The 13,513-nt window shown below is 70.3% G+C and carries 9 protein-coding genes; 4 read left to right on the top strand and 5 right to left on the bottom strand.

Annotation, left to right across the window (positions count from 1 at the left end):
• Positions 1–176: 176 nt before the first annotated feature.
• Complete coding sequence (gene cheD, locus ACUDCK_RS02375) at positions 177–953, top strand: chemoreceptor glutamine deamidase CheD (protein WP_054503349.1); 777 nt, start codon at positions 177–179, stop codon at positions 951–953.
• A gap of 14 nt (positions 954–967) precedes the next feature.
• On the opposite strand, the gene ACUDCK_RS02370 is transcribed toward cheD, so the two are convergent.
• The gene (locus ACUDCK_RS02370; protein WP_054503348.1) at positions 968–1,924 is read right to left on the bottom strand and encodes a GlxA family transcriptional regulator; all 957 of its coding nucleotides are present in this window, start codon (positions 1,922–1,924) and stop codon (positions 968–970) included.
• Between the two features lie 291 nt (positions 1,925–2,215).
• Between ACUDCK_RS02370 and ACUDCK_RS02365 the strand changes: the two genes are divergently transcribed.
• Positions 2,216–2,905 carry a M24 family metallopeptidase gene (locus ACUDCK_RS02365; RefSeq protein ID WP_054503347.1) on the top strand — a complete coding sequence of 230 codons (690 nt, stop codon included), beginning with the start codon at positions 2,216–2,218 and terminating at the stop codon, positions 2,903–2,905.
• A 93-nt stretch (positions 2,906–2,998) separates the two neighbouring features.
• On the opposite strand, the gene ACUDCK_RS02360 is transcribed toward ACUDCK_RS02365, so the two are convergent.
• Positions 2,999–6,610, bottom strand: coding sequence for an indolepyruvate ferredoxin oxidoreductase family protein (locus tag ACUDCK_RS02360; protein ID WP_175167192.1), 3,612 nt, complete (start codon positions 6,608–6,610; stop codon positions 2,999–3,001).
• A gap of 170 nt (positions 6,611–6,780) precedes the next feature.
• Here ACUDCK_RS02360 and mutY point away from each other — a divergent pair, with 170 nt between their 5' ends.
• Positions 6,781–7,857, top strand: a complete 1,077-nt coding sequence (gene mutY, locus ACUDCK_RS02355) for an A/G-specific adenine glycosylase (RefSeq protein WP_420867707.1) — start codon at positions 6,781–6,783, stop codon at positions 7,855–7,857.
• Between the two features lie 366 nt (positions 7,858–8,223).
• Here mutY and ACUDCK_RS02350 read toward each other — a convergent pair whose 3' ends face one another.
• Entirely contained in the window at positions 8,224–9,042 is an 819-nt protein-coding gene (locus tag ACUDCK_RS02350) for a helix-turn-helix transcriptional regulator (RefSeq protein ID WP_054495765.1), read from the bottom strand.
• Positions 9,043–9,249: 207 nt separating this feature from the next.
• Between ACUDCK_RS02350 and iaaH the strand changes: the two genes are divergently transcribed.
• On the top strand, positions 9,250–10,695 hold the full coding sequence (gene iaaH, locus ACUDCK_RS02345; RefSeq protein WP_175167193.1) for an indoleacetamide hydrolase: 1,446 nt from the start codon (positions 9,250–9,252) through the stop codon (positions 10,693–10,695).
• Between the two features lie 31 nt (positions 10,696–10,726).
• Here iaaH and ACUDCK_RS02340 read toward each other — a convergent pair whose 3' ends face one another.
• Together ACUDCK_RS02340 and manD are read right to left on the bottom strand one after the other, a co-directional pair.
• Positions 10,727–12,289: a mannitol dehydrogenase family protein gene (locus tag ACUDCK_RS02340; RefSeq protein ID WP_175167194.1), complete on the bottom strand. Its 1,563-nt coding sequence runs from the start codon at positions 12,287–12,289 to the stop codon at positions 10,727–10,729.
• Positions 12,277–13,488, bottom strand: coding sequence for a D-mannonate dehydratase ManD (gene manD / locus ACUDCK_RS02335; protein WP_054495775.1), 1,212 nt, complete (start codon positions 13,486–13,488; stop codon positions 12,277–12,279). The genes ACUDCK_RS02340 and manD overlap by 13 nt, the downstream gene beginning before the upstream one ends.
• Between the last annotated feature and the right edge of the window lie 25 nt (positions 13,489–13,513).

Here is a 13,513-nt window from a genome sequence, read left to right as displayed (position 1 = left end):
AACTGCCATATTTTTCAGGGACATAACAAAGTTGCGGTTACACAGGTTTTCCCCCTATTTCAGGCTAAATGTGTAAGAATAAAGCGACATTTTTTTACATATTTTGAAACGTTTTCCGTCCTACCGAGCGCCGCCCTTCGTGTTCAAACCGTTGTCCTTGCCCTTGATTCCGCCCCATGGTCGCCCGTCTTGACGCCCGCGCGACGCGCCACTATTTCGACAGCGCGTTCCAATCCCAGGCGGTGAAGGTACTCCCCAACGAGTACTACGTCACCGACGAAGACATCATGATCTCGACCGTGCTCGGTTCGTGTGTGGCCGCCTGCATCCACGACCCGGTCACTGGCGTCGGCGGCATGAACCACTTCATGCTGCCCGAGGGCGACATGCAGTCGCCCGCCTCGGCCACCATGCGCTATGGCGCCTTCGCCATGGAAGTGCTGATCAACGAACTGCTCAAGGCCGGCGCGGTGCGCGACCGCCTCGAGGCCAAGGTGTTCGGCGGCGGCGCGGTGCTGTCGGCCATGCAGCAGATGAACATCGGCGAACGCAATGGCCAGTTCGTGCTGAACTACCTGCGCACGGAAGGCATCCCCGTCAAGGCCCAGGACCTGGGCGACGTGCACGCCCGCCGCATCAACTATTTCCCGCGCGACGGCCGCGTGATGGTGCGCAAGATGGCGCCGCACCACCAGCGCGCCGAAGAAATCATCGCCAAGCGCGAACAGGCCGCCGCCGAAAGCGTGCAGGCCAAGACCCACAGCCCGCCGCGCGTCGAGCGTTTCACACGGCCCGGCGTGGAACGCTTCGACCGCCCGGCCGCCCGGCCGGGCGTGGAACGTTTCGATCGCCCCGGCGTCGAGCGTTTCGACCGCCCCGCCACGCGCCCCGGCGTGGAACGCTTCGACACCGGCGTCACCCGCCGCCGCAAGCCGGAAACCGCGGGCGGTTGAATCCGCCCGGCGCGTCAGCAGCCGAAACTGGCGCGATACTGGCTGGGCGACACGCCCAGCCGCCGCTGGAATACCTCGCGCAGGTGCCGCGCATCCCGGAAGCCGCAATCGAAGGCCACGGTCTTGAGCGGCGCCGAGGCGCGCTCCAGCCGCGCGCGGGCCGCATCCACCCGGGCGCTTTCCACGAAATCCGCCGGGGTGACGCCCGCATCGCGCAGGAACACCCGCGAGAAGTTGCGGCGGCTCATGTTGGCCACTGCCGCCAGCGCGTCCACGCCGAGATCCTCGGCCAGATGCCCCAGCACGTACTGCTGTACCTGCGCCACCGCCGAGGTCTCCTCGACGAAGGGCGTGAGGAACGGGCTGAACTGCGATTGCCCGCCAGCGCGATGCATGAACACCACCAGCCGTTTGGCCACGTTCAGCGCCACCTCCGGCCCATGGTCCTGCGCCACCAGGTACAGGGCCAGGTCGATGCCGGCGGTCACCCCCGCAGACGTATGCAGCCGGCCGTCCCGCGCGTACAGCCGATCGGTCTCGACGCGCAGATCCGGATAGCGCGCCGCCAGCGCCGGCGCGTCGTTCCAGTGGGTGGTGACGGTGGCGCCCGCCGGCAGGCCGGCGCGCGCCAGCAGGAAGACGCCGTTGCAGATCGAGCCGTAGCGTTCGGCCCGCGCGCAGGCCGCGCGCAGCCAGGTCCGTGCCTCGTCCGACTCCTGCGCCGCCGGCAGGCCGGGCCCGCCGGCGGCCAACAGCAGGTCGGGCGCGTCGGCGACATCGGCGTAATAGCGCTGCGGCGCCAGCAGCATGCCGTTGGAACAGGGGACCACGCCGCGCGTCAGGCCGATCAACTCCATTCGGTACTGCCGGGCAGGCAGCAAAAAGCGGTTGGCCTCGGCAAAGACGTCCAGCGGACCGCTGACGTCCAGCGACTGCACGCCGGGAAACACGAGAATGGCGACGGATTTCATGGGATCGGAGGGCGGGAGGCTCGGGCCCCGCGCGACACGGCGCGGGCACCAAGGCGGCAACGACGCCGCCAGACGCTACCTTAGCCCAAGGTCTGCGGCGCAAGGGGTCCCTGCCGTCCGGCCTGGCCGCAAACCGTGCCACGGCGGCCGCAATCCGCCGCCGTCCACGGCCATGGCCGCCGGACGCGCCAGGCTGGCCGGAATCCGTGCCGCGCGGCGCTGGTCGATGACCCGGCGCGCGCCCAGACTGCTTGCATCGCCCTCCGGGCTTGCCAAGCAAGGAACCCCCTCATGCAAACGCCCTCTTCCGACCCCAGCGAACGCGTCGGTCCCGCCTTCTCCGTGGACGGCATGCTGCTGGCCCGCAACAAGACACGCCAGGCCATCGAGGACATCGCCGCGCGCATCCGCCCCGGCATGATCGAGGAAGACGCGGTCGCCCTGGCCAAGCAGACGCTGATCGATGCCGGCATGGCGCTGAGCTGGCATCCCACGCGGGTGCGCTTCGGCGCCAACACCCTGAAAGCCATGCGCCAGGCGTCCACGCCCGGCGCGGTGCTGGGCGAACACGACATCTTCTTTCTCGACATCGCGCCGCGCCTGGACGCCTGGGAAGGCGATGGCGGCAAGAGCTACGTGGTGGGCGACGACCCCGGCCAGGCGCGTTGCGCCCGCGACGCCGAGGCGCTGTTCCATGACGTGCGCGGCGTCTGGCTGCGCGAGCGGCTGAGCGGACAGGCGCTCTACGCCTACGCCGACCGCCAGGCGCGCGCCATGGGTTGGGAGCTGAACTTCGACCTGCCCGGCCACCGCGTATCCGACTTCCCGCACGCGGCAATCCATACCGGCTCGCTCGCCGAGCTGGCGATCAGCCCATCGGAGATGCGCTGGATCCTGGAGATCCACTTGCGCGACCCGCAGGGCCGCTACGGCGCGTTCTTCGAGGACATGCTGCTGGACGACGCGCACTATCCGGCGTAGGGCTAGCCAGCCCCAGTCGCGCGCGGCTGCCGCGAGGGCGCATGGGCCGGCGGCAGGCATATGCCCGTCGCCGGCCATCGCCGCGCAGGCGGATCAGGCCGCCCGCGCGCCGCCGATCGACACCACGCTGGCGCTGAAGTCCTTGAGCAGCGCCTCGCGCCGCGCGGCGGCCTTCTCCATCGCCGCCTCCTTCACGTGGCCGTAGCCGCGGATCTCCTCCGGCACGCTGGCCAGGGCGACCGCGCGATCCAGGTTGCCGCGATTGAGCTTGGACAGGATCGCGCTCAGCGTCTCGCGATACTCGCGCGCCAGCTCGCGCCCGGCGCGGCGCTCGCGCGTGTAGCCGAACGGATCGAAGCGCGTGCCGCGCAGGCGCTTCATGCGCGCCAGCAGGCGGAACACCCGCAGCATGCCGGGGCCATAGGCTTTCTTGACCAGATGGCCGTCCGCGCCGCGGCGCGCGAACAGCGGCGGCGCCAGGTGGAAGCGCAGCTTCCAGTCGCCCTCGAACTGCTCGCCGATGCGCTTGAGGAACTCCCCGTCCGTGTACAGCCGCGCCACCTCGTACTCGTCCTTGTAGGCCAGCAGCTTGAAGTAGTAGCGCGCCACCGCCAGCGCCAGGCGCTGGGTGCCGGTGGCCTCGCGCTCGGCGTGCGCCACCTTGTCCACCAGGTCGGTGTACTGCCTGGCGTAAGCCGCGTCCTGGTACTGCGTCAGGAACGCGCGGCGCGTTTCGACGACGCGCGCCAGCTCGCCGGCCGGCTTCTTCAGCTCCACCACCGGTTGGACCGCGCGCGGCCGGCGGATCTCGATGATGCCCTCCGGATGCGCGGGCGCGCCGCCGCTTGCCAGCAGGCGCGTCACGCCGGCCAGGTCATGCGCCGCGCGGCGGCCCCAGGCGAACGCCGCCTGGTTGTTGGGCACCTGCTGGCCGTTCAGTTCGATGGCGCGCAGCAACGACTCGCGCGACAGCGGCAGCCAGCCCTTCTGGTAGGCGTAGCCCATCATCAGCGGGTTGGAATAGATGGCGTCGCCCAGCAGGCCCACGGCCAGCGCCGACGCGTCCACCGTGTGCAGGTTGTCCTTGCCGCAGGCGGCCTGCAGGTCGGCCGTCAGGTTGGCGCCCGGCAGCGTCCAGTCGGGGTTGGTGACGAACGCGGCGGTGGGCGCGGTGTCGCTGTTGAGCAGCGCGCGCGAGCGGCCCGGACGCAGCCGCGCCATGGCGTCGGCGCTGGTGGCCACCACCAGGTCGCCGGCCAGCATCAGGTCGGCCTCGCCCATCGCCACGCGCGTGTTCATCAAGTGGTCCGGCGTCTGCGCCAGCACCACGTGCGAATACACCGCGCCGCCCTTCTGCGCCAGGCCGGCCATGTCCAGCACCGAACAGCCCTTGCCTTCCAGGTGCGCGGCCATGCCCAGCAGTTGCCCGATGGTGACCACGCCGGTGCCGCCGACGCCGGCGATGAACACGCCATAGGCCTGCGCCAGCGCCGGCAGCGCCGGTTGCGGCACGTCGTCGTCGACCGCGCCTTCCGGCGCCAGCGCGCGCGGCTTGCGCAGCTTGCCGCCTTCCACCGTGACGAAGCTGGGGCAGAAGCCCTTCAGACAGGAGAAGTCCTTGTTGCAACTGGACTGGTTGATGGCGCGCTTGCGGCCGAACTCGGTCTCCAGCGGTTCCACCGACAGGCAGTGCGATTTCTGCGAACAGTCGCCGCAGCCTTCGCACACGCGCTCGTTGATGACCACGCGCCGCGCCGGATCGGGATAGGCGCCGCGCTTGCGGCGGCGGCGCTTCTCGGTGGCACAGGTCTGGTCATAGATCAGCACCGACACGCCGGGGTGCTCGCGCAACTCGCGCATCACCGCGTCCAGCTCGTCGCGGTGTTGCACCGGCACGCCCGGCGCCATGCCGGCCATGCCCTGGTATTTCTCCGGCTCGTCGGTCACCACCACGATCTTGTCGATGCCCTCTGCGGCCACCTGGCGGCTGATCATCGGCACGCTGATGGGGCCGTCCACCGGCTGCCCGCCAGTCATGGCCACCGCGTCGTTGAACAGGATCTTGTAGGTGATCGGCGCCTTGGCCGCCACCGCCGCGCGGATCGCCAGCAGGCCGGAATGGAAGTAGGTGCCGTCCCCAAGGTTGGCGAACACGTGCTTCTCTTCGGTGAACGGCGCCTGCCCCAGCCACGGCACGCCCTCGCCGCCCATCTGCGTGTACACCTGCGTGTTGCGGCCCATCCAGGTCACCATGTAGTGGCAGCCGATGCCGGCCATGCCGCGCGAGCCTTCCGGCACCCGCGTCGAGGTATTGTGCGGACAGCCCGAACAGAACCACGGCTTGCGGTCTTCCACCACGCGCGGCCGCGCCAGCGCCTGCTCACGCTCGGCGATGAAGGCCAGGCGCGCCTCGATGCCGGCGCGCACGTCGGCCGGCAATTCGAAGCGCAGCAGGCGCGCGGCGATGGCCTTGGCCACCATCGCCGGCGAGAACTCGTAGTGCGCCGGCAGCAGCCAGTTGCCCTGCGGCACCGCCCATTCGCCGCCATCCTTGTCGTCGAACTTGCCGACCACGCGCGGGATCTTCTTGCCGCTGCCGATCCAGCTAAACAGTTCCTCCTTCAACTGGTATTCGAGCACCTGGCGCTTTTCCTCGACCACCAGAATCTCGTCCAGGCCATCGGCGAAGCGCGCCATGCCGGTGGACTCCAGCGGCCACACCATGCCCACCTTGAACAGCCGCAGGCCGATGCGCTGGCACACCGCCTCGCTCAACCCGAGGTCGGACAGCGCCTGGCGCGTGTCCAGGTAGGCCTTGCCCGAGGTCATGATGCCAAAGCGCGCGTCGCGCGCCGGCACCTGCCACAGTTCGCGGTTCAGGTTGTTGGCGCGCGCGTAGGCCAGCGCCGCGTACAGCTTGTAGTCCAGCAGCCGCGCTTCCTGTTGCAGCGGCGTGTCCGGGATGCGGATGTTCAGGCCGTCCGGCGGCAGTTGGAAATCCCCGGGCAGCACGATCTGCACGCGGTACGGATCCACGTCCACCGAGGCCGACACCTCGACGATGTCGGTGATGCACTTCATGCCGACCCAGACGCCGGCATAACGGCTCATGGCCCAGCCGTGCAGGCCGTAGTCCAGCACCTCCTGCACGCTGGAGGGGAACAGCGCCGGGATCATGCAGGCCTTGAGGATGTGGTCGCTCTGGTGCGGCAGCGTCGACGACTTGGCCGGATGGTCGTCGCCGGCCACCACCAGCACGCCGCCGTGCGGCGACGTGCCGGCGGCGTTGGCGTGCTTGAACACGTCGCCGCAGCGGTCCACGCCCGGCCCCTTGCCGTACCACATGCCGAACACGCCGTCGTACTTGGCGCCTGGGAACAGGTTGACCTGCTGGGTGCCCCACACCGCGGTGGCCGCCAGGTCCTCGTTGATGCCCGGCTGGAACTCGACGTGGTGCGCCTTCAGGTACTTGGCCGCCTTCCACATGTTCTGGTCGACCCCGCCCAGCGGCGAGCCCCGGTAGCCCGACACGAACCCGGCCGTGTTCAGCCCCGCGCGCAGGTCGCGCAGCCGCTGCATCATCGGCAGGCGCACCAGGGCGTGGATGCCGCTCATCCAGGCGCGGCCGCTTTCGAGGGTGTATTTGTCGTCCAACTGGACGGATTCGAGCGCCGCGCGCAGCGCGGGCGTGAGGGGGGCATTCATGTCTACTCCGAGGGTCGTGGAACGCCCGCGGCAGCCAACGCACCACGCCCTCTTGAAGCGCATGCAGGCAAGCGGCGGGAGGTGAATTCCGGGCGCTCGATGCGCCTCTGTCCTACGGTTGTAACCGCTCGCCCCACCCCCGGCAATAGGGCGATGCGATAATTGCGGGCATGGACTTCGCCCCTCGCATCGTCGCCTGGCAACGCCAGCACGGCCGCCACGATCTCCCCTGGCAAAACACCCGGGATCCCTACCGCATCTGGCTCTCCGAGATCATGCTGCAGCAGACGCAGGTGGCCACGGTGATCCCCTACTACGAACGCTTCCTGCAGCGCTTCCCCAACGTGGCCGCGCTGGCCGCCGCCGCTCAGGAAGACGTGATGCCCTACTGGGCCGGCCTGGGCTACTACGCCCGCGCCCGCAACCTGCACCGCTGCGCCCAGGAAATCGCGCGCGACTGGAATGGCCACTTCCCGCCCAGCGCCGAAGCCATCGCCACCCTGCCCGGCATCGGCCGCTCGACCGCCGCCGCCATCGCCGCCTTCGCCTACGGCGAGCGCTCGCCCATCCTCGACGGCAACGTCAAGCGCGTCTTCACCCGTCACTTCGGCATCGCCGGCGACCCCGCCAGGCGCGAGATCGAACAGCGCCTGTGGGCCCTGGCCGACGCCCAGGTCGAGGCCGCGCCCGGCCTGGACATGGCCGCCTACACGCAGGGCCTGATGGATCTGGGCGCCACCCTCTGTACGCGCGGCAAGCCCGCCTGTGAACGCTGCCCGGTCGCCGACACCTGTGTCGCCAAGCGCGACGGCCGCCAGGCCGAACTGCCCACGCCCAAGGCGCGCAAGGCGATCCCGGAACGCGAGACCGCGATGCTGGTGCTGCAGCACCAGGGCGCCTTCCTGCTGCAGCAACGCCCCGAACCCGGTATCTGGGGCGGCCTCTGGAGCCTGCCCGAATTCGACGCCGCCGGCGACCCCCTGGCCGCCTCCCGCGCCCTCGGCCTGGACCCCGAACAGCGCTTCGAACTCGCCGCCTTCGCCCACACCTTCACCCACTACCGCCTGCACATCCGCCCCTGGTACGTGCCCGTGCGCAGCGCCTCGCTGCGCCAACCCACGCAACCCGAACGCTGGGTCACCCAGGCCGAACTCCCCGACACCGCCCTGCCCGCCCCCGTCAAGAAACTCCTGCTGGGCCTGATCGACGCCGGCCTCCCCGGCGACCTGCTGGCCAACAGCAAGTAGCGCCCTCCGACCGCCCCCCGCGCGCAGCGTCACCGCCCCGACGCCAGACACCCAAACGCCAAAGAAGGCCGCCCGCGCGGCCGCCTTTGGCGACCCCGCAAACCCTTTCCGCCCCGAAGATTGCTGGCAAGAACGCCAAGCACACCCCCCGCCCCAACAGCCGCCGTTAAGTCACGACGCGAGCGAGTGGCGGGGCAGGCGGGGGATGGCGGGGCGTGTAGATGCGCCCGGCGGAAACCGAAGGCAGCCGCCGCCAGGCGGCAACGAGGTTGAGCCCGGGGCAGTCCGGAGCGAACGCTCCGGACCGCAATCGTAGCCCCGCCATCCCCCGCCTGCCCCGTCACTCGCGCCTCAAGAACCCACCCGTCACTCATCCCCCAGCAACATCACCAACTTCAGATCCAGGTGAGTCGCCAGGCGGAAGGTAATCTGCTGAAACGCCATCCGCCCCCGCCGCGGATGCGCGAATTCACGCAGGCCGCCCTCGCGCTCGACCACCGCGTGCCGGTTCCACCAATGCGCGAACACCGCGCTCTGCCGGTTCAGGGCATCGATCAGCGCCAGCACCGCCGGCTCATCCAGATGCGCCCCCGCATCCGCCCGGAACTCGGCCACCACGCGCCGCGCCCGCTGCTCCCAGTCCACCACCAGCTCGCGCGCCGCCGGATCGAGAAAGATGTAGCGCAGCAGGTTGGGCTCCGGATCCCGGGTCGGCCAGTCGTCGAACAGTTCCCGCAGCGGTTCATTACAGGCCAGCACGTTCCAGGCCCGGTCCAGCACGTAGGCCGGCGCGGTGATGGCGTCCACGCACTCGCGCAACGACCCGGGCGCCCCCATCGCGTCGTCGCGCGCATGCTGCGGATCGGCGCAGTCGGCCAGGTCGAACAGATAGGCCCGCTCGGCCCGCGCCAGTTGCAACACCCCCGCGATGCGCGACCAGACCGACGGCGATACCGACACCTCGCGCCCCTGTTCGATCCAGGTGTACCAGGTGACGCTGATGCCGCACAGTTGCGCCACCTCTTCGCGCCGCAGCCCCGGCGTGCGCCGGCGCATGCCTTCGGGCAGGCCGGCCATCTGCGGCGTGATGCGCGATCGGGCGCTGCGCACGAATTCGCCCAGCGCCTGGCGGCGCAGGCGGGAGCCTTCGTGGCCGGCGGCGCCGGCCTGGGGGGAAGTGTTCATACCAGGATAAGAGAGGGACTTGTACGTGTATAAGCTCCATCTATCTTAGCGCCTGGCCGCCCGCGGGCGGTACCGCGCCCCGCCCGCGGGCGACCACGGGCCGGACCGGCATATCGACGAACGGCGCCCGGCCGCGCTACGGTCAACCCTGCACAGAACGGTATCGACCCGACGCAACCGCCCCAAAACCAAGGAGACAACCCCGCCATGACCGCCCACCAGACGTCCTCGAGCTGCCCCTCCGTGACCGAGGCCGCGGCGCTGTTCCGCGACGGCCAGATCACCAGCGAGGCCCTCACCCGGGCCTGTCTGGACCGCATCGCGTCCCGCCAGGACCTCAATGCCTTCATCACCGTCGACGCCGAGGGCGCGCTGGCCCAGGCAAGGGCCGCCGACGCGGGGCGCGCTGCCGGCCGCGCGCCCCGGCCGCTGGAAGGCGTGCCCTTGGCGATCAAGGACAACATCCATGTGGCGGGGCTGCCCAACACCGCCGGCACCCCGGCCCTGCATGGCTTCATCCCCAAGGAAGACGCGCCGGTGGTGCGCCGGTTGCGCGAGGCGGGCGCCGTCATCGTCGGCAAGACCCACATGCATGAACTGGCGTTCGGTGTGTCCGGCTACAACACGGCCTATCCCGGCCCGCGCGGCGCGGGCACGCGCAACGCCTATGACCCCGAACGCATCGCCGGCGGCTCGTCCTCGGGCAGCGGCGCGGCGGTGGGCGCGCGCCTGGTGCCGGCCGCGCTAGGCACCGACACGGGCGCTTCCGTGCGCCTGCCCGCCGCCCTCAATGGCGCCGTCGGCTTCCGGCCTTCCGTGGGTCGCTATGACGGTTCGGGCATTACGCCGATTTCGCATACCCGCGATACGCCCGGACCCATCGCCAACGGCATGGCCGACATCGCGCTGCTGGATGCCGTGCTGACCGGCGATGACACGCCACTGCCGGCGCTGCGCGCCGCCGACCTGCGCCTGGGCCTGCCCGGCTATTTCTGGCAGGACCTGGACCCGCGGGTAGAGGCCACGGCGCAGGCCGCCCTGGAGCGTCTGCGCGCGGCCGGCGTGACCCTGGTCCCGCTGGACCTGCCCGGCCTGGAAGCCAGCAACGCCGCGACCGGCATGCCGCTGTGCCTGTACGAGCAGAAGCACGATCTGATCGCCTATCTGCAACGCCACGACGCGGGCGTGTCATTCGAGGAACTGGTGGCTCGGATTTCCAGCCCTGACGTGAAAGCCATCTTCGACGACCTGGTCGTGCCGGGCGTGCTGCCCACGCCATCGGGCGAACTGCTGCCGCTGCAACCGCTTTACGACAGCGCCATCGCGCAGCATCGCAACGCGCTCATCGACGTCTACCGCCGTGCGTTCGCGCGGCACGCGCTGCACGGGCTGCTGTTCCCCACGGTGCCGGTGCTGGCGCCGCTCGCCGCGCCCGAGGCCAGCAGCCTGGAGTCGTTCCTGCGGCTGGCGCGCAACGTCGACCCGGGCAGCAACGCGGGCCTGCCCGGCCTGAGCCTGCCCGCCGGCCTGTCGGAGGGCGGCCTGCCGATCGGATTGGAAGTGGATGGGCTGCCGGGCGAGGACCGCCAGACCCTCGCGGTCGGCGTGGCGCTCGAACCGCTGCTGGGCCGACTGGCGCCGCCGCCAGCCTGACGCGCCTTTCCGCCCGGACGGCGGGCGAATATCAGTCCTGGTCCGCGCGCATCGCGGCCAGCGTCGCCTCCAGCGCGCCCGCCACGCCCAGCGTGCGCAACGACTGCGCCGCCTGCGCCACCTCGCGCACGAAACGCTCGTCGCGGCCCAGGTCGCCGAACACGGCGGCCAGGGCCGTCATCTCGCGCGCCCAGGCCAGCGCGGCGGCCGGTCCGGGCGAAGCATCGCGCGCCGCCTGCTCGGCCTGCGCCAGTCGCTGCGCCAGCGTCTCGGCCAACGGGTCATCGATGGGATAACGCCGTCCTGCCTGATCCACCCCGCGCAGGAAATGCAGCCAGCCGGCCAGCGCCAGCGCCAGCCCCGTGATCGGCCGGTCCGCCGCCAGCCGCGCCCGCACCGTGCCCAGCAGGCGCTGCGGCATCTTCTGCGATCCGTCCATGGCGATCTGCCGCGTCTGGTGCCGCAGCGCCGGATTGGCGTAGCGTTGCAACAGCCGCTCCTGGTAAGCCGCCAGGTCCAGGCCTGGCAGCACCGGCAGGGTCGGCGCGATTTCCATGCGCATCAGGTCCGCCAGATAGCGCCGCAGCGCCGGCTGCGCCACGGCCTGATCCACCGTGCCCCACCCCGCCATCACCGACAGGTAGGCCAGCGCCGAATGCGCGCCGTTCACCATGCGCAGCTTGAGGGTCTCGAACGGCGCCGCCTCGTCGACAAAGCGCGCGCCGCCCACGGCCCAGTCCGGCCGACCGGCGGCAAAGCGATCTTCCACCACCCATTCCAGGAACGGCTCGGCCTGCACCGGCCAGGCGTCCGTCATGCCCAGCGCCTGCGCCACGGCCGCGCGATCCTCATCGGTGGTGCGCGGCACGATGCGGTCCACCATGGAGCACGGAAACGTGCAGGCCTGGCCGATCCATTCGGCCAGGCGGGCGTCGACCTGCGCGGCGAACGCCAGCACCAGGCCGCGCAGCAGATGGCCGTTGCCGGGCAGGTTGTCCAGCGACAGCAGCGTCACCGGGCCCAGGCCCGAGGCGCGGCGCCGTTGCAGCCCCCACACCAGGAAGCCGATGGTGCTGCGCGGCGCCAGCGGCTGGCCCAGGTCGTGCACGATGTCGGGATGCGCCAGGTTCAACGCCCCGCTGGCCGGATCGTGGCAATAGCCCTTCTCGGTCACGGTCAGGCTCACGATGCGCGTGTACGGGCTGGCGATGCGCGCCAGCACCGCCTGCGGATCCTCCGGCGCCACCAGCGTTTCCAGCAGGCAGCCGATCACGGCCAGTTGCTGTCGCGGCCGGCCCTCGGCGTCGGCGCTGCGCAGCGCCAGCGTGTACAGCCCGTCCTGCGGCGCCAGCGCATCGCGGGTGTCGGCCTGGCGCAGCGACACGCCGCAGATGCCCCAGCGCGGGTCGCCGCTGGCGTGGATGGCCGCCTCATTCACCGCCGCCAGATGGCCGCGCGCGAACGCGCCCAGTCCCAGATGCACGATGCCGGCGCGCAACGCGCCCCTATCGTAGGCCGGTCGCGCCAGGCCGGGCGCCAGCGCCTGCAGGCGCGCCGGATGCAGCCGGACGGCCGCGGGGGCTACCAATTCCATAGCGTGCCGTCCTGCTGCAAGCGGTTCACCGGCAGGTAGGCGCGCTTGTACGGATACTTGGCGGCCAGCTTCTCGTCGATGTCCACGCCGTGACCCGGCACATCGCCCGGATACAGCATGCCCTGCGAGAAGGTGTAGGCGTGGGGGAACACCGCGTCCGTCTCCTCGGTGTGGCGCATGTATTCCTGGATGCCGAAGTTCGGCACCCACAGGTCGAAGTGCAGTGCCGCGCCCATGCACACCGGCGACAGGTCGGTGGCGCCATGGCAGCCGGTGCGCACCTGGTACAGCGAGGCCAGGTCGGCGATGCGGCGCAGGTGCGTGATGCCGCCGGCGTGCACCACGGTGGTCCGGATGTAGTCGATCAACTGGTTCTGCACCAGGTCCTTGCAGTCCCAGATCGAATTGAAGATCTCGCCCACCGCCAGCGGCGTGGTGGTGTGCTGGCGGATCAGGCGGAAAGCCTCCTGGTTCTCGGCCGGCGTGGCGTCCTCCATCCAGAACAGGTTGTACGGCTCCAGCGACTTGCCCAGGCGGCCGGCCTCGATCGGCGTCAGGCGGTGGTGCACGTCGTGCAGCAGGTGGTGCTCGAAGCCGAGCTTTTCGCGGATGCGATCGAACAGCTTGGGCGTGTGCCGCAGGTACTTCTCGGTGGACCAGTCGTGCTCGCTGGGCAGGTCGGCGTCGGCGGGTTCGTAGAACAGGTTGCCGCGGCCCACGCCGTAGACCTTGTCCAGCCCCGGCACGCCGCTCTGCGCGCGGATCGCGCGGTAGCCCATGTCGGCATAGCGCAGCACCTCGTCGACGGTGTGCTCGATGTCGCTGCCATTGGCGTGGCCGTAGACCATGACGCCGGTGCGGCTCTTGCCGCCCAGCAGTTGGTACAGCGGCAGGCCGGCGGCCTTGGCCTTCAGGTCCCACAGCGCGGTGTCGACCGCGGCAATGGCGGTCATGGTGACCGGACCCCGGCGCCAGTAGGCGCCCTTGTACAGGTATTGCCAGATGTCCTCGATCTGGTGCGCGTCGCGGCCGATCAGGCAAGGCACCACGTGTTCGGTCAGGTAGGCCGCCACGGCCAGCTCGCGCCCGTTCAGGGTGGCATCGCCGATGCCGGTCAGGCCCTGGTCGGTCTCGATCTTCAGGGTCACGAAATTGCGGCCCGGCGAACAAACAATGACGCGTGCGTTCGTAATTTTCATCATGGATTCCGTGAAACGGGAGGGT

This window comes from Achromobacter sp. CF-sbj1-Ac2-l, from assembly GCF_052698165.1.
This window is presented reverse-complemented; position numbering and strand designations above follow the sequence as displayed.